Raw genomic sequence first — 17321 nt, forward strand, 5'->3', positions numbered from 1 at the left:
CTATTGTTTGATTCTTCCGGCACAAATGATGTGCTGTTGCCAGTAGGCAGAGGTCAAATCGGTATAGCCGATTGGATTTCCGGCATGATACATCTGATTGTTCCCTACATAGATTCCTACATGGGTAACATAGTCACTGGTATTGTAGGTGGAATGGAAAAAGACCAAATCGCCAGCCTGTGCCTGTGACAATGGGATATGCTGGGTTGCGTCATACTGTGCCTGTGCGGTTCGTGGCAGACTGATTCCGGCTTTTCCGTAGCACCACTGGGTAAGACCAGAACAGTCAAAAGAGGTGTTCGGGTTACTGCCACCGTAGACATACTTCCAGCCTTGATATTTCAACGCTTCATTTATAACCGCCTGTACCGTTTCATTACTGAACTGTTTTATGTTCAAATATTGGTTGACCAGCTCCACATAAAACATATTTCCGTAGTTATAACGCCAGCCACCATTTTTACTGACCGCTATCGGGTTCGTATAGGTCACTTTTGTACCGCCGGATTTATTCTTTGCGAAATTCTCTGCAAGATTGAAGCTGTGCTTTTTCCCGTTCTTCGCCACATAGTCTGCATAGCCACCACCATAGTTATAAGACTGTATGACCACGTTAATGTCATTCATGCCTTTGGCTTTACAGGAAGAAAGCAGGGACGCAAAATATTTACACCCCTGCTTAATGGATTCTTCTGTACTTAATGAGTTTGGCGGTAGTCCAAGACTTTCGCTGGACTGCATGACATCGGTAGCCGTACCGCCACTTTCCACCTGTATGATGGCAAGCAGGACGTTCACATACTCCGAGATACCGTTTTCTCTGGCGTATTTTTCTACCATCGGCTGATGTTTGAGGACATCGGCTGACAGGTTCATTCCAGAATAGACAGGCGAATAGCTGTTTGAACTGTCGTCATCTTCGCCGGAAATCAGTATCCCGAAAAAGAGGACGATGGAGAAAAGGACTGGAAATATCGTACCTATGATAAGGATACGTTTTAATCTCATTTCTTCCGTCCTTTCTCTGAATGTTTCGTAACAGTTTTACGGGCAGATTTCCCATTGACCTGTGTTTTCTGTACCGTAGATTTCTTATGATTACTGATGGATTCCGCTACGTTTGACTGATTCGTTCTGGCAACAGATTTGACCTGTTGTTCCTGTCTGATATTGGTTCGGACATTTTCTTTTCCAGCCTTGACTTCTGCATTTTTTATCACAGAAGAAGTAACAGGACGTTTCATATCCGGCTTAGTAACTGTATCGGTCTGTGCAGGTTTTGGAACAAGTGTGGCAACAGGGCGTTCATGGCTTCTGGTAGCTCCGGCTGTCGCTGATCCATTCGCATGAACTGTCTGTCTTGCTTCCTGTGCTTTCTGTAATTCCTGCTTTTTCTGTGAGATATTTTCCCTGTGCTGATTGCGTTTCTGTGTACGCTGTTCCTGTCGGTTTTCCCGTTCTTCCACAACGCCACGCTTAAAGTCAGATACGTTATCCTTTGCTTTCTGTTTTGCAGAGTGGACAGCATAACCAGCCTGTGTCGGCAGGTCTTTCACATTTTCTTTCAGTGAGGAAGCACTGTCACGGACTTTATTTTTCGTATCCATCACAGCACCTACCGCAGAACCGACACGGCTTCCCATCGAAACATCATTATTCCTTTGTGGTCTGGCTGGCGTATTTTTATGTGTAGAACGAGAGTGATTATAAGCAGAACCAGCGACTGCACCAGCACCAGCTCCGACCATACTTCCTGTACCCACAGCCCTTGCAATTCGGCGTTCCATACGTCTTGCCCTGTGTCGCATGAACACCATCGGTCTACGGAATATCCGACGACCTATCTGCTGGCTGTCATTCGCATTAAGGCTGAACATACTCATTAGTTCTCCGAGCTTCATATAGATTCCGGCAAAGCAGATTATCTGCAAAAACGCCACCATAAAGAACGGATAGTCCGTGGAGATGTTGTAGAACATACTGGAAATCGAAAATGCCACGGTCACAATCAGCGTGATTCCAGCTCTTGTCATAATGGCGTTGAATACACGGACAACTGCCTGTTTCGCCATGTTCTCATAGGTCGGTATCATGGACAGTAAAAAGCTGACAGGCAAAAACATGGCATATATGATAAAAAGTATCTGGGAAAATAACATCATGCCGGTAAGCAGAAAGATAAAGATTGTGATACCGAGATTGAAAATGAGCAGGAAGAACACCATACCCAGACGGTTGACGACCTGTGGAATGGTAAGGTTGTCATTGTCGTTATCTTCAATCTCTGTTTTGACAACATTTTCCCTTGTTTCTCCATCTTCGTCTGACGGACTGGCAGATACCAGAGCTTCCACACGGTCAGCCCCGATTTCTTCGGTATCACTGTTCCCGAACTGCAATAACAGCCACGGTTTTTCTACCTGTATCGAAAACAGGCTGTCACGGATAAGGTCTACGCTGTCTTTCCCTTTGCTTTGTGAATCGGGGAGCATGATTTTTGTCCCCAAGTCCAGAGAAGCGGTGCTGATGTCCGAACTGAAATCATTGATTTTCTGGATATAGTTGGGAGCATAAGCAATAAAGGACGCAGACACAATGAACACCACCACAAAGTTGATAACAGCGTGAAGTGCCTTGCTTGTTTCCCGTTTGAGAAGCCCTGTATAGGCGGTGTAAACACCTACAATCAGAATGATAATGAGCAGGAATCCCACATAGAATCCACTGCTGGAAAATCCATGTTCGGTCACTCCGGCAAGTGTCTGGATACTTTTCCCGATACTGTCTGCCATATCATTGATGAAGTCCAGCTTATACGCCTGTTGCACCACATACCCAGTGGCATTGCTAAGATACAGGCTGATTGTCCAGACAAAATTTGTGATACAGTAAAGTCCGTACTGCACTGATTTCCCAATGCCGTCTAGCCAGTTCCACGGAAGCCATGACCAGCTATTGTCCACATAGAAATCAAGCTGATAGTTGGAAAGCGGATACTTTGAATAGAGGTTGTCTGCATTGACCGTATCATCGACCAGTCCAGACGCATGAGCTACCGTCCCAAGCAGGGACAGCAGTACCAGTGTGACGGTCACGGAAAGCAGAACCAGTTTCAGTACATGGAATACCTTTTCTTTTGTGATAGATTTCATCATTCCAAATCCACCTCACTTTTTATCGGCGGTCTGGTATCAAAAGCATGGAGCAGTTCTACAAAGACAGGGTGTATCTGTACCACACCGACACGTCCGTATAAATCCTGCATTAAGCATTGTCCGTTCTCCAAATCCCTCAACCGTTTCTGGTTGTTTTCGTCCTCACTGTCCAGACCGAAAAACTCTAAGGTCTGCTTGATTTCATTGGTATCTGTGGAGCGGAACGCAAACTTTAAGCCGATGTTATTTTTCAGACTTTCTTTCGATACGTCCCCAGAGGATTGTGTCACAAAATAGACTCCGGCGTTCATGGCTCTACCAGCACGCACCAGCTTATTTGAGAGTGTTTCTCCCTGTGCCACATTCAAGAACGCCCATGCTTCGTCAAGGTCTACAATCTTAAAAATGCTTCGGTCACTGTGAATGAAGTCAAGGGCAAAGGTACTGATAACAATTAAGATGGATACTGACAACAGTTCAATCGTGGTGTATTCCTCAAAGGTGGTATCCTTATCCGGCAGAACCAAATCTGCAACCTGTATGATGTTGAGCTGGTTATCCAGACTGATTGCATTTTCCACTGAACCGTCCGAGAACAAAAGCTGTGCAAAATCATAGTCCGTAAAACTTTCGATATGGTCTGCAATGTTACGGGATACGGCGGTATCCTCTTTTCGCAGTTCCTCAATGACCTGCAACAGCCCGTGGTTCTGATTCTGGGATACCGTGCGGACAGCTTTTCTAAGGACAGGGAACTTTTCGCCGTCCCTTGAAGAAATTCCTGTAAGGAATGTAAGAATGTCGATGGCAAGACTTTCAGCGTCCTTGACATCTTTCATAATCACATACGGGTCTAACAGTCCTTGATTGCTGGAATCACTGGTAATGTTTACAATGTTGATTTCCTCTGCAATCTCCGGCAGTGTTGCTTTCCAGTTTCCACGCTCACTTTTCGGGTCTAGGATAACTGCCTGTCCACCGAACAGGACGGAATAATATACCAGCAGGTTATTACAGAATGACTTTCCACCGCCAAGCGAACCCACAAAAGCAGAAGCCAACGCATTTGTGACCGTACCTTTTACCCCTTGACTGGCAAGGGACGGTTGCAGGTAGACATTTCTTCCTGTATCCACGGAATATCCGATATAGATTCCTGTATTTTCGCCCAACATCTGGGTAGCACCGAAGCCAAGTCCGGCTAAAAAATCGGATTTCACATACTGGATATAATCATTGATATAACGCTTGCTGGCAGGAAGAAACTCTCCATGCAGTCCCATCATATCTCCGGCAGGGCGAACCAGTTTCACATTCAAATCATCGTAAAAGTCCTTGACTTCATCACAACGGCGTTTCAGTTCGTCAAGATCGGGTGCAGACACCCGTATGACGTAACTTAACTTATACATACTTTCCTTGCTCTGGTCTAAATCTGTTTCCAGTTCATCGACACTGTCCAAGGCTTCCACCACATTTGAACTTGTTTCGTTTCCGGCTTGATAGGCGTGATTATCCAAGTCCTTTAATTCCTTTTTCTTGTTACGGACAGTGGTTAAGGCTTTCTTATTTCCCACAATCTCAACATTCATGGACGTATCCACAGGGAATGTGAACTGCTGTTGCTGGAAATAAAAGATTTCCGATGATGGGAAGTCCAGCTCTCCGACAATGGCATTGACTGTAAAGTAGGATACATAGCTTTCGCTGTCCTCATGTTCCAGACGCAAATATCGCTGGCTTTCTTCCACCACACAACGGGTAGGACGGATAAGGTCATAATACTTAATCAGTGTTTCTCTTTTTAATTTTCTTTTTGGCAGAGGATACACATAATCTTCATAAGCTATCCCGTCCCTGCCGTAGAGGTGTTCCATCAGATAGGCAAAATCTTTGGCTTTCAGTCGGCGGATTTTGAATCTACGGGAGATTTTGTTTTCCAGCAGTTTTTCCATCTTCGCATAACGGTTGATTTCATCATTGCTCATGGAAACAAAGTCATTCATCAGCGTGTGCCTTACCTCATTCAAAAACTCACGGAATGTCAGAAATACCGATTTTTTGATGTTCTTCAGATTGACTTCGTCCTCTGTGACCATGAGCTTGAATCCCAGAAAGAAACGGTAATCCACTTGATTGTCGCCTATCATGGATACAAGGGCTTCGGTCTGGTCGTCTATCTTTTGGATTGCTACCTCACGGAGCTTTCCAGTGACCAGCTTCTTTGACTGTTCCTGTATGCTTCGGATTGAACTTTCAGTTGCAATCTGCAACGCATGAATCTTTCCCTCACGGGACTGTGCGATAAGCTGACGGAAGCTGTCATGCACAAGGTATTTCTGTTCTGGGGATAAGAATGAATAATTGTACGGTATCAGCTCATAGTAGGCGAACACCTCATTGTCCTTATTCCAGACAAGGTTATTGTCGATATATTTAATCGGGAACATAGGTCACACTCCTTACTGCCGTGATAGTTTCCTCAAATTTCTGCTTATGCAGGTTCACGGCTTTTCCGGCATAAGTCACTTTGGGACGCAGGGCATACAGCACCATCGTCTTGATGTAACTGTATGGCTTTTTCCCGTCAAAGGTTTTCTGTGACATAAACCATGTGAGGGCAACGGGAATCCCGAAATATTTTAAAAATGCTCCCTCAATCATGGAAAGTGGCGGTACGTCTGCAAACAGAATGATGATAAATTCCGTCAGTACAAACCATGTAATCTGGGTAAAGGTCACAGGGAATGGCAGGTTTACATCATTGATGGCATACAGTACCTTTTCCACGTTCCAGATACTTGTATAACTTCGGATTTTCTTCACTTGTAAATGCTCCTTTCTTCATTTTCATAACAACAGGGACAGCCGGATTTCCCAGACTGTCCCAAGAGAAAAGCTGACAGTAGCACCAGTGGCGGTGCTGATCTGCCAGCCCTTAACGCAGTACCTCACAGATACCAGCGTTTGTTGCAATAAATGTCCCCTCTATATCGAGGTCACGCCCGTAGGCTTCATAGTCGATATAGTTCTGTAAAGAGGACGGGATTTCTCCGAGTATCTGTTCTTCATCAATCAGATAGTAGGCTAAATCGGTCATCGTTTCACAGCCGGAATACAGAATGATGTCGTCCTTATGTTCCACCAGTTCTTCCAGACTTCCATAGCAGGATACGAAACTGTCCAAGTCGTCCAGCAGGTAATCTGGTAATTCTTCCAACTGCTCATAGATACGGTTCAGTTCTTCGATGGAAGTATATTCGCTAATCTCCATGGGGAAGTTGTCCGTATCGTGGATTGCGTATTCTTCGTACTCTGCATTTAAGCCGATACGTTCTGCAATCACTTCTTCGTCCAACGGAAAAGAGAACCAGTCCCCGACCAGTTCTCCCTCATTGTACTTGCCAAGATTGGCTATATAGACTTGCATATCATCAATCATAAGCGGTTCACTTCCTTTCACTCATTGTATTCATAAAATCTGCCATGCACACATAAGAAATGTTCTGATGTTTTTTCCATATCTGAACAGTTCCGATGGTATGTAATATTGCAAAATCCGGCTTCCAGCTCTTGCAGGTTTGAAAACCATTCTCTTTGAATTGCAGGTATATCTTCGTGTGGGATTTCACTCTCTGAAATTGCAAGGCAGACATTGTTTAACAGGTCAAGGTCTGTATCTTGCAGGATTTCAAAAGGAAAATCATAATCACTGATAAGATAACGGTCACTGTCCGGCGGTAAACCAATGGATTGTTTTAATGCTTCTATGTTGCAGGGAAGTGTAAACCACGCACAGCCTGTATCTTTTTCCTGTTCATCAAGATTGATAACAAATACTTTCATTTCTGCCATAAGCAATACCACCTGTCAAAGTTTGAACATACCGTTGTTGCAGAGAGCATAACGTCCTTTTTCTTCCAGTTCATGGGCGTAGGCTTCCAGATTAAAATATTTCTTTCCTTTTTCGGAAAGGGCAGAAAATTCAATGTTATGCTCCAAGCGGTAACGGGCAACGTCCATGATGTTGTGGCACTCTGGATAAAACAGAAATTCTTCCGATTTCTGCAATAAATCCTCAACACCGCCACAGTAGGGAATCAACTCTTTATAAGCCTGCTGAACCTCTGGCGATAAATCCGTGTAAGCAAAGTACAGCTTGTTTAATCGTCTGACAGATGTTGTCCTTACAATGTCACCAGCAAAGGGAAGCTTCATATCTGTGATTTGATAATCATTGCTGTCAGCTTCCACACCGAGCAGGTCACGGAACAGCTCATAATCAATGGGTAAATCAAACCAGCGAGAGGTTTTATCCTCTGCTGATTTGGTCGTTTCAATCAATACGCTACATTCTTCCATCGTAATTCAGTCCTTTCTTCTAATTTTGAGTATGAAAAAAGCAGTCGATCATAACTGAAAGACTGCTTAACTCTAAAACAATATTAAAGCGTTTCTTCTTTTAAATTCTGACTCAAAAGGGATTTTAACTCTTTTACATCATTTTCAGACAAATCATTTTGATTAACAAGAACCATTTCATTTTTTATTGTTCTGATATATATGTAATTTCTGAAAATCCCCCAACATTTAAAGGCGTTCCAATGATTAGTCCCGTTACCGATATCAGAACTAACTGTAATACCATCGGTATCAAAACAATATTCACGTTTTCCCGAAGTCAATTTATTATCCATCTTTGAATGAACAATATTTATTACTTTTTTCTGAAATGTGTTAGCTCCGTTTATGATAATCCAGATAAAGAAAACCGAAAATAATAATCCAATAATACCATATCCAATACGACTATTCATAAAACAAAGAATCGTATATATTAACATTATGACAGCCATCACAGACGATAACCCTGTTGCAAATTTACGTTTCTTTACATTTTTATCACTGGCTAAAACGATTTCTTTTAAAATATCTTGTTCTTGCTGTCCGATTTCAATACTGTATCTAACCATAATAAGAATCTCCTTTAAACATTTTAATGATATTAGTATATTACCACAAGTTTGTGTTCAAAATGTGGGATTCTTAATTTTACGCTCCAATAATCTTATTGAATAACTGTAACAATACGTCTTTTACGCCGGACGCATTGAATACAAGACCAACGGCTACTAAGGCAACTACCAAGAATCCGATGAGTTTGGAAAACTCACGTTTGAATCCCAAGTAGATACCGATAACCACAATCGCCATAAGCACAAGGCTCTGTGCGTTGCTTAAAAACCAGTTATAAAGGTTCTGTCCAAAATTCATGCTTTCTTTTCTCCTTTCAGTTCCATCATTTTTCTGTCAGACTGTCTGCCAGCCTGTAAAATACACATGGCAATCACGCCAGCCGTTCCTCCTAATGAGAAAAACAGGAAATCAAATAATAATCGTTGCATTTTTCAATTCTCCTTTTCTAAAATCACATCTTCGGTAGATGTGGTCTGTTGTTCGATTATCTTGTAGTGCTTTTCCGTCAGCTTCGTGGATTTACGGATTTCTTTCAGATAATCAATTCCTGTTTTTGCTGTGATTGTTTCCAGCATTTTGAGTGTCGGGTCAACCTGCCGTTGAATCCAGCGTAGGGTTCTGTCCAGTGTGTAAGGTTCTGGTTTTGTCGTGAGCTTTAACGGCTCTCTGTTTTCTCCGATGAACCACGCCCAGCGGACAGATAATTTCCAGTCGCTCCGTTTTTTGTCCACCTCCTTATCCACGAAACGTATGTAACGGTTGATAATAGAAAATGCCGTCCGTTCAGCGTCATAGTAAGTCAGCAGGTCACGGACGGCATAATAAGCACGTTCATTTTTCAATCGTATTTCAAATCTGTTTTTTATCGGTGCTTCCTCAATGGGAATCCCAAGTTTGATGTACTGTTCATAACTTTTTTCATAGACACAGAAGTACACCTCACTTTTTAATGAGCCGATATACAGGGTGTAGCCCATACCAGCTTTGTCCTGTTCCTCATGCTTCACTAATTCGCCGGAAGCATAGGACTTAAAGGAACGGAACACCGATACACATTCCTCATTCCGGCATTTTTCGGTCAGTTCTGGAATATCTAACATTCCCGTATGGTCATTGATGGCAAGGTCAAGGCGTTTCATCACACCGCCGTCCACCAGAGCGTCCATAAGGAAATCATACCAGCTCCGTTCCTGTGCCAGCAGATAACTTTCAAACTGGCGACAGCCTTTTCCTTTCAGTTCCAGCAGGACACCTTTTTCTTCATCGGGGGAAGTATATACAAAAATATCTCCGATGTAGTAGTGTTCCGTGTAGCTGTAATGCCCGAAGTCCTCATGTATCATGTACTGGATATTGAGCTGTAAGATGTCCTTAATGATATGTCCAATATCCAGTGTCGGAAACCGTATCCTCACATAATCAAACAGCATGGTAAGCGGTGCGTCTGGATTGAATTTTTCCAGAGCTTCCAGAAGTTTTATTTTCATTTCCTCTGTGACCGCAACCTTGCCGGATTCGATACGGCTTAAATGTTCACGGCTGATTCCAGCCATGACCGCAAGTTTCGTCTGGGATACACCGTACTGCAAACGTTTGTCTGCAAAATCCTGTATCCACTCTGTATCATTCAGTGCGATACCCCCTTTACGAAAAAACTGTGACATTTTATATCCGATGTCACAGCAGTAAAAAAAGCTACCAAATGCTTGATTTCAGCCAAGAATCAGTAACTTTTGTGTATGTTTCCTTGTGATTTGTGCCCCTCTGTTAGATACCGAGGGGCTATTGTCTGCTGGCGTGGCTACCGCCACACCAGCAAGGCTAGTCCGTACCTGTGGCTTTCGCTTCGCACGCCACCTGTCCGTCCTGCCTTATGTGTGCAATCAGTCCATTTCCAGAGTAAATTTTTCTGGATTGTCCACAATATTGTATGTGCCGTCTATCTGGTTCTCCTGCCGATAGGAAAAGCTAAATGCCGAGTTGCCGGATTCAGCGTCTTTCTGGTTCTTGTAGACCGTAACAGAAAGTGCGTGGGGAATCTGAATATCATAACTGAAACGGACACTGTGAAAAGAGTTGTCCCTGCATTTTTCAAATATTTGTTCCGCACATTTCTGTTGATCGGTCACGACCAAAGTGTTGAGTATGACCGACACCCGTAGCTCATAATGGTTATCAGAGCCAGAGCCAGACGAAGAAGATACGTCCATCTGTCGTCCCCATTGCAGGTAAAACAGGATTCCTGCCAAGAGCAGAAGTATAGTGATTACTATAATTATTGTCCGTTTTCTTATCATTTTAATTTCCTCCGTACACCTGTATTACAGTACAAGTGTAGAGCAAAACAGCTTATTTTTCAATACAGCTATATTTATAATTTGATTAAAAGACGAGGTAAACAAAAATGACAGTATACATGGATTTAGAAAATCTTCTCAAAGAAAAGAATATCAGTAAAAACAAAGTCTGTGAAGCCTGTAATTTACAGAGGACACAGCTCAACAACTACTGCAAAAATAAAGTAACCAGAATCGACTTCTCCATCTTAGCAAAGTTGTGTGAATATCTGGACTGCACACCTAATGACATCTTGAAATTAAAGTAAGGCTTCGGATTGTTCGAGAGCCTTTTTTTCTGTTCTCCTTTCTGCAAGTTCCCCAATCGTACCCAAGAAATCATAGCCTTTGGGTACAAGGGGAGTGTAAAATTCTGATATGACACTTGTTCCCACATCACAGTATCCACGCCCTTTAATTCGCTTCTGGAAAAATTGTTTTTTCACATCACTTCCAAAGAGCATACCGTAACCAAGTTCACTCATGCGACCAAGCCCCACACGGAAGTTAAAGTTATCTCTGATACCGTCCCCGAAATATTTTGCGTCTGGACGCTGGCAAGCCACAATCAGAAAATAGCCAGCCTGTCTGCCAAGCATGACGATTTTCTTTAGCTGGCTTAACAGGGCGGTGCTTTCTTTTGTCGTGAGCATTTCCAAGAACGCCACATACTCATCAAATACAAGGAACTGTGGAGCAAGCCCCAGATAGGCATAGTTTTCCCCTGTACGGTAATTCGGGTGCAGTTTCATTTCTTCCGAGCGTGTGACCATGCCCTCATAAAAGGCATTGACGCACTCAATCATATCGTCTTTCGTGTGGTAGACATTTCCCATGACCGTTCCCAAGTCTGCAAGGTCAGCGTTCTTCGGGTCAAGAATGTATAAATTCGCATTGGTTCTTAGCAGGGCTTCAATGATGGTCAGCAGAAAATAGGTTTTTCCACCACCTGTACCACCGCAGATAAGGGCATGAGGAAGTGAATCATATTCCCACACCAGATTTTTCATTAACCATAGACCGCCGTTTTCAGCAATCACTTCATCAATCGAAATACGGTTCGCTATCATATCATAGAGCAGGGTGTATTCGATATAGCCGTCATGCAGTGTCTTGTCGGTCAGCTCACAGTACAGTCCTGATTCCAGTTTATCCTCTAAGGACAGGAGCTGTTCTTGATATTTTCCCATTGTAATTTCACACAGGATATGGAGCAATCCATTGTCCATCTGGTAGTAAATTTTCGGAAACCACACGATTTTTTCTCTTGATCTGCTTTGCAGGTCAGTGAAAAAAACGCTGTCTTTGGTGTTCTCCGCTTCATACCATTTATTTTCCAGCACCATGCGAGCCAGTTTTTGTCTGTGTAGCAACCGCTTGATACGGTCATATCCATAACGGTAGTAGAGAAAAGCGACCAATGCACAAACACCAGTCGCTATCAGAACCGTAATGGAATTGTAGGCAGTCCAAGTAATTCCGGCATGGAACAGGTTAAAATCTTTCCATTCTGTAACAAGAATCTGTCGCAGGTTCAGTAGCAGGAATACCGCAACAAACAGGAGCAACAGCCAGCCAATACAGAAATGATAGACCAGCGATTTGTCACTGGCACGAATCCTGTTACCTTTAGATTTTTGCCATACTTTCATATAAACTCCTTTCTTTGGACGTAAGAAAAGCAGTCAATCATGTAGACTAACTGCTTTGTGAATATAAGTATTGAATTGTAAAACTGGAATTTATAACAGTCCTTCTGCTTTTGCCCGAATCGCATAAAACTCTTGAAATGTATCTGGTTCTTCCATTATAGTTTCTTTCATAATTCTTAATCGCCGTTTACCAACTCGTCTATCCAATACAGCAAATATTTTTACGATTAAATTTTCACTTTTAAGACTCGCTTCAATATCTTGATTATCAAACTCTGCAAACGCATTATAAAAACAACGTTGGTCAAAAATACCCAATTTTATAGCTGTATCGTCCATATACGCATTTTCTACTTTCATGCGTTTCTCATATTTTTCGTCTTGAGGAAACATGTCTGCTTTCGCCCAATTGTTCCAATAGCATCCCTTGATGATTTCTTTTCCATCATATCTTATCGCCGCCCGTCCCTCATGGTCGTGACTCCTGCTATATGATGTTGCATAATACTGAATATGACCTTGCAGACTTTGAGCCAGATATTCCGTTTCCAACTTTTTCCTTATACCACTCCATGTTGCCATTCATTGTTCTCCTCAAATCCCGATTTGATTTTTTTATATTATATCAATTACATTTGAACAATACAATGAAAATCCATTAGTTACAAACTTATTTCTTCGGCGGTTGCTGGGGAGCATTGTTCTGTGGATTTCCGGCATGAGTGCCTTTGTTCTTCGGAACAATATCGTCTGCCTTTACATACCAGTCCACATCTGCACCACGGTAATTCGCATTGGCTACCGTATCTGCAACAGGATTGATAAGTTCCACTTCGGCATTGTAATCATAATCCTTTAATGGTACAGTCGCCGGAACGGATACCTGTATCATGCGTCCCTGTGTATTGCATTTTAAATCGTAAGTACGTTCCTTGATTTCTTCACTGACTGTTCCATCTTCATTCTGTACATGAACTTCACGGCGTAATGCGGAGAACTTCAACACTCCGAAAGTCTTTTCTTTATCAATGACGATTCCATTTGCTAATCTCATAATCTGAATACCCCCTTATTTATTTTCTGCTGGTAACATATCGTCTGCAAGTAAGATGTAATTGACAAATCCACGTTCTCCGATTTTATAGCCATCAGTAGTGATTCGTGGGTTGATAAGTTTTACTTTCTGCTCCGGCGAGAAATGTTTTTCGCCAGCTTTGGCAGGAAGTGTCACAACTACATCATCGGCTCTCTGCACATCGGAATACAGGTTGTAGCTTCTGGTAATGACAGCCATACGCCCGTTGATTCTCTGCTGTTCCGTAGTATTTTCTCCGGCAAACTCCAAGTTTCCGAATGTCTTTTCCATATTTGGTACGACAAATCTTAATTCCATGATAATTGACCTCTTTTCTTTCTATATATAAGTTCTTTCCTGCTGTACTTTGTGGGGAGCTACACTCCCCACGCCCCTAGTGGACTTCACGCCCCCGTAAATCAGAGCTTCACGGGAGCGTGAAGTTGCAAAAAGGGTGGCGACCTTGAACGCTCTACCAACCGCTACATTACCGCCTTATGATTTCTTTCTACGGCGTTTGAAGTAAAGCATACCGCCAAGCCCTACGCAGGAAAGACCGAGCATGGCAAGGTAAGCATAGATATTGGTATTGTCGCCTGTTTTTGGGCTGTCACTTGTCTTAACCGTAGATGGTGTATCCGGCGTGTCAGTATCCTTTGGTGTGTCTGGGACTTCCGGCACTTCCTTGATTGTCACAGTCTGTCCATCGTCTGTGATGTCCTTATGTTCTGTCACTTTCTTTGGTTCGTCTGGATTGGTCATATCGTATAATTCCTCAAATGTGACAAGGCTCTTTCCACCAAGAGAAGAACCATCAAAGGTAAATGCAATCTCAACCGTCATTTTTTCACTGTCGGCTGTAAACTCATAATCATTGGATACTTTCTTTCCATCAATCAGAAGTTCTGCATTTTCCTCTTTTAACATCTGCCAGCCGGAAAGTTTGTATTTTGTTCCAACTTCCAGACCATCTAATGTGACTTTATCCACAATCGTTACATCTTTTCCGGCTTCGATTTCTTTCTTGCCGTTCTTGTCCGTAGCGGTCGTATGGATTTTGATGATACGTTCTGTGATAAGAACCGTCTGTCCATCATCGTTGATGTCTTTATGTTCGGCAACCTTGACAGGCTCTTTCGGATTGCTCATATCGTACAATTCCTCAAATGTAACAAGGTTCTGACCGCCAAGAGCTGAACCATCAAAACTGTAAGTAATCTCAACCGTCATTTTTTCGCTGTCAGCAGTGAATGTGTAATCATTGTCTACACGTTTCCCGTCAATCAGAAGTTCGGCGTTTTCTTCCTTTAACATCTGCCAGCCGGAAAGTTTATATTTTGTTCCAACTTCCAAGCCATCAAGTGTGACTTTGTCCACGATCTTGATGTCTTTTCCGGCAACAATCATTTTTTCGCCTGTTTTCTTGTCGGTCGCTGTGGTATGGATTGTGATTTCTTTTTCGTATTCATCAGTAAGTGTCCCTAAATCTACGGTCACTTTATTTCTGGATACAACCACCTCAAAGGCTGGAATCAGCTTAAATCCGGCGTTGGAATCACACTTTAATTCCTCAATCACATAGGTATCATAGAGTAATGCACCTTTGCTGTCGTCTGGTTCAGATGTCCCAAACCATACACCGTCCTCACTGGATTTTCCGGCATTGGTATTGACCTTGTGGGAAGCCCAGCTTGAAGCAGTAGAGAACTGACCGTTTTTGTCAGTAACTACAATATGGGATTCTCCCGTTGTCTTGCTTGTAATTCTGAATGGAACACCTGCAAGACGTTTGTGTGTACCTGCACCGATTTTTACACCCTCAATATCGCCACGTTTAATCTGGTTGTAGACAGAGTGGGATTTGTCGGTCAAGTCCGCGATTTTTCCATTTTCCGTGATAAAAAAGTCGATTGCCTTTGCACCATCTGTCAAGTAGCCCTCTGGTGCTTTGCTTTCTTCTAATCTGTAATTTCCGTAAGGGAGTAAATCAGCAGAAGTAGAAGCGATTCCGTCAATTCCTGTCTGAATTTTCTTGACAGTTTCATTCTTGCTGTATAATTTTCCCTCAACCAGTACAGGACTGTCATTTAAGGAAATGATATTAAATTCTGTGTACTGTAAGGTCGCACTTCCCTGTGCTTTGGTATCCTTTGTTTCAAGGTCACGTTTCTGGATTTTCACACCGCCACGGATAACCTTATCGGATACGGAATACTGATTGCTTCCAGAGAGTATAGCAAGTTCTCCATCTTCGGAAATCTGTGTAAGGTACGTCCCCTTAATCTGTTCAGAACTTCCGTCAGCCTGCATATATGCACCATCTAATAAGTAGCCGTTTGGTGCTTTTGTTTCTGTGACAGTGAATGTACCAAGTGGCAGTACATTCTTACCGTCTTGTGTATAGAAACTGTCGCCGGATACTTTGTAGCTGTCGGCAAGTCTGGATACATAATGGATAGTTCCGTCACTGTCTTTTTCAGCAACAGTTTTCGTTGTCCATGTACGGGTAGCCTTTACAGGAAGATTGTCTGCACTGTAGTATCCGTCATAATAGCTCCATGTGAACTCTGCACCCTCTAAAGAAGCATTTCCCTGTGGAGTGGATTTTCCTGTTTCCATGTCGATTTTAAATAAATCAATCAAAGTTTCTGTGACCTTTGGAGTGTCAGCAACAGTCAATGTCGCTGTTTTTCCAACTTCCACATTTAAGGCATGGACAGTAGAATCCAGCTTATAACCCTTTGGAGCAGAAAGCTCTTTAATGTAAATTGTTCCTTCTTTTACCTCCACTTCTTTGGTATCGCCGTTTCCATCGGCAGTAAGTGTGGCAAGCTGGCTGTTACAGCCCTTATCAGAATAGACACCAAATGTCGCACCCTCAAAGGAATAGTTGGCATTGCCATCTGTGACCGTTGGATTGGAAGAAGTCTTTTTGACCTTTGCATTTCCTACATTTAACTTCGCCCAGAACTGTCCGATGTCCTGTCCTTCGCCAGTATAAATGTAACCGCCACATTCATAGCGTCCCTTATTTGCTTTCACAAATGCTTTCGCACCAGCGTACACTTCATTCTGTACCGCCTGTGAGATTTCATTATAGGAAGCTCTGACGTTGTCGCACTGCCAGCCGAGCTGTTCACTCAATCTCTGCCAGACAACACATTGTTCCAGCAAATACTTCTGGTTGTTATTCAGTCCTGTATGAGTAGCGGTATATTGCTGGACATACTCTAAGGAAAGAGCAACGTCCGCAATCTGATCACTACTCATACGTGTACTTGCGTCAGACCTTGTTTTATATCCATTCTTGAAATTGGTGTTGATGTCCACGCAGTAGGCAGTTTCGCCCTCAACTTTCATGTGTCCCTCATGGAACGTGGATTTAATAGAACCGTCATTCATAATTTGTTCAATGTAGCCGACACGTTCTGCTGATTCTGTCCAGTATTGATTGCCGGAAGCATGAACCGCCGTCACTGGTAATGCCGTAAGAATGGTTGCAAAAGCAAGCGTTCCTGTCAGCAATCGCTTTACTAGCTTATTCATATTTTCTCTTTCTCCTTTCGATTTTGGGTATGAAAAAAGCCGTCCATTTCTGAACGACTTTGGTAAACTAATTTAACCTAACGGGTATCTTGTTTCTTTGTGATAAATGATTTTAAATACGATTGTAACAAATTATCAGTAAATCCCGAAAAAGTGGTTGGTTTGCTAACAGCCTGCTAACACTCTAAAGGATATAATTGAATATTAGAGTTTATTAACAGAGTCGTTGTGCAAGCCCCTTTTCCGCTTTTTGGGGCGCTAAACGTCCCTTACAGGATAATCGAACTACTGCATACTAACCGCCACAGGGAACTCCTAAGCGAGGGGTCGGAGGTTCAAATCCTCTTGGCGACGGGCTTCAAAGCGTTCGAAAATGTTAGCTGGATTAGCTGACAACGAACGCTTTTGTTATTTTCTAATCACGTTCGTGACATGATTTTCCATTCAAAATGATCAATTTCCAGCTAACGCAATCTGATTTTTGTTAGCTGACAGCTAATCAAAATTACCGGTTTGCAAACATGGGTTTTAGGAAGTTCAGCTAACATTTGGGTTCCGCTCTGTTGTCACCCCTTATTCG

At 42.7% G+C, this 17321-nt stretch carries 18 protein-coding genes; 1 reads left to right on the forward strand and 17 read right to left on the reverse strand.

What is annotated here, in order from left to right; genetic code table 11:
- From NQ560_RS14960 to NQ560_RS15015, 12 genes are all read right to left on the reverse strand, one after another.
- Positions 1-1008, reverse strand: coding sequence for a bifunctional lytic transglycosylase/C40 family peptidase (locus tag NQ560_RS14960; RefSeq protein ID WP_005334905.1), 1008 nt, complete (start codon positions 1006-1008; stop codon positions 1-3).
- Positions 1005-3155: a CD3337/EF1877 family mobilome membrane protein gene (locus NQ560_RS14965; protein ID WP_005334904.1), complete on the reverse strand. Its 2151-nt coding sequence runs from the start codon at positions 3153-3155 to the stop codon at positions 1005-1007. The genes NQ560_RS14960 and NQ560_RS14965 overlap by 4 nt, the downstream gene beginning before the upstream one ends.
- Positions 3152-5605 (reverse strand): conjugal transfer ATPase TcpF, encoded by a 2454-nt coding sequence (gene tcpF / locus NQ560_RS14970; RefSeq protein WP_005334902.1) that lies wholly within the window; start codon positions 5603-5605, stop codon positions 3152-3154. Before tcpF ends, NQ560_RS14965 begins: the two co-directional genes overlap by 4 nt.
- Positions 5592-5981: a conjugal transfer protein gene (locus tag NQ560_RS14975; RefSeq protein WP_005611098.1), complete on the reverse strand. Its 390-nt coding sequence runs from the start codon at positions 5979-5981 to the stop codon at positions 5592-5594. Before NQ560_RS14975 ends, tcpF begins: the two co-directional genes overlap by 14 nt.
- Positions 5982-6093: 112 nt before the next feature.
- Positions 6094-6597, reverse strand: a complete 504-nt coding sequence (locus NQ560_RS14980) for an antirestriction protein ArdA (RefSeq protein ID WP_040015616.1) — start codon at positions 6595-6597, stop codon at positions 6094-6096.
- Positions 6598-6614: 17 nt separating this feature from the next.
- Positions 6615-7010 carry a hypothetical protein gene (locus NQ560_RS14985; RefSeq protein ID WP_005334897.1) on the reverse strand — a complete coding sequence of 132 codons (396 nt, stop codon included), beginning with the start codon at positions 7008-7010 and terminating at the stop codon, positions 6615-6617.
- Between the two features lie 15 nt (positions 7011-7025).
- The gene (locus NQ560_RS14990) at positions 7026-7517 is read right to left on the reverse strand and encodes an antirestriction protein ArdA (RefSeq protein ID WP_003698244.1); all 492 of its coding nucleotides are present in this window, start codon (positions 7515-7517) and stop codon (positions 7026-7028) included.
- Positions 7518-7600: 83 nt separating this feature from the next.
- Entirely contained in the window at positions 7601-8128 is a 528-nt protein-coding gene (locus tag NQ560_RS14995) for a YcxB family protein (RefSeq protein ID WP_005334889.1), read from the reverse strand.
- A 79-nt stretch (positions 8129-8207) separates the two neighbouring features.
- Positions 8208-8429 carry a hypothetical protein gene (locus NQ560_RS15000; protein WP_004844214.1) on the reverse strand — a complete coding sequence of 74 codons (222 nt, stop codon included), beginning with the start codon at positions 8427-8429 and terminating at the stop codon, positions 8208-8210.
- On the reverse strand, positions 8426-8560 hold the full coding sequence (locus NQ560_RS15005; RefSeq protein WP_005334887.1) for a DUF3789 domain-containing protein: 135 nt from the start codon (positions 8558-8560) through the stop codon (positions 8426-8428). Before NQ560_RS15005 ends, NQ560_RS15000 begins: the two co-directional genes overlap by 4 nt.
- Positions 8561-8563: 3 nt before the next feature.
- The gene (mobT, locus tag NQ560_RS15010; protein WP_005334886.1) at positions 8564-9796 is read right to left on the reverse strand and encodes a MobT family relaxase; all 1233 of its coding nucleotides are present in this window, start codon (positions 9794-9796) and stop codon (positions 8564-8566) included.
- Between the two features lie 219 nt (positions 9797-10015).
- Positions 10016-10429 (reverse strand): hypothetical protein, encoded by a 414-nt coding sequence (locus tag NQ560_RS15015; protein ID WP_005334885.1) that lies wholly within the window; start codon positions 10427-10429, stop codon positions 10016-10018.
- Positions 10430-10536: 107 nt separating this feature from the next.
- Between NQ560_RS15015 and NQ560_RS15020 the strand changes: the two genes are divergently transcribed.
- Positions 10537-10737 carry a helix-turn-helix domain-containing protein gene (locus NQ560_RS15020; protein WP_005334884.1) on the forward strand — a complete coding sequence of 67 codons (201 nt, stop codon included), beginning with the start codon at positions 10537-10539 and terminating at the stop codon, positions 10735-10737.
- Here NQ560_RS15020 and NQ560_RS15025 read toward each other — a convergent pair.
- The 5 genes from NQ560_RS15025 to NQ560_RS15045 all read right to left on the reverse strand — a co-directional run bounded on the left by NQ560_RS15025 (position 10729) and on the right by NQ560_RS15045 (position 16741).
- Positions 10729-12120: an FtsK/SpoIIIE domain-containing protein gene (locus NQ560_RS15025; RefSeq protein ID WP_005334883.1), complete on the reverse strand. Its 1392-nt coding sequence runs from the start codon at positions 12118-12120 to the stop codon at positions 10729-10731. The genes NQ560_RS15020 and NQ560_RS15025 overlap by 9 nt on opposite strands.
- 90 nt (positions 12121-12210) lie before the next feature.
- Positions 12211-12702: an SF0329 family protein gene (locus NQ560_RS15030; protein WP_005334878.1), complete on the reverse strand. Its 492-nt coding sequence runs from the start codon at positions 12700-12702 to the stop codon at positions 12211-12213.
- Between the two features lie 88 nt (positions 12703-12790).
- On the reverse strand, positions 12791-13174 hold the full coding sequence (locus NQ560_RS15035) for a YdcP family protein (RefSeq protein ID WP_005334877.1): 384 nt from the start codon (positions 13172-13174) through the stop codon (positions 12791-12793).
- Between the two features lie 15 nt (positions 13175-13189).
- Positions 13190-13513: a YdcP family protein gene (locus NQ560_RS15040; RefSeq protein WP_005334875.1), complete on the reverse strand. Its 324-nt coding sequence runs from the start codon at positions 13511-13513 to the stop codon at positions 13190-13192.
- 177 nt (positions 13514-13690) lie between these two features.
- Positions 13691-16741 carry a VaFE repeat-containing surface-anchored protein gene (locus NQ560_RS15045; protein ID WP_005334874.1) on the reverse strand — a complete coding sequence of 1017 codons (3051 nt, stop codon included), beginning with the start codon at positions 16739-16741 and terminating at the stop codon, positions 13691-13693.
- Between the last annotated feature and the right edge of the window lie 580 nt (positions 16742-17321).

The sequence above is a fragment of the Dorea formicigenerans genome (assembly GCF_025150245.1).
Lineage (GTDB): Bacteria > Bacillota > Clostridia > Lachnospirales > Lachnospiraceae > Dorea > Dorea formicigenerans.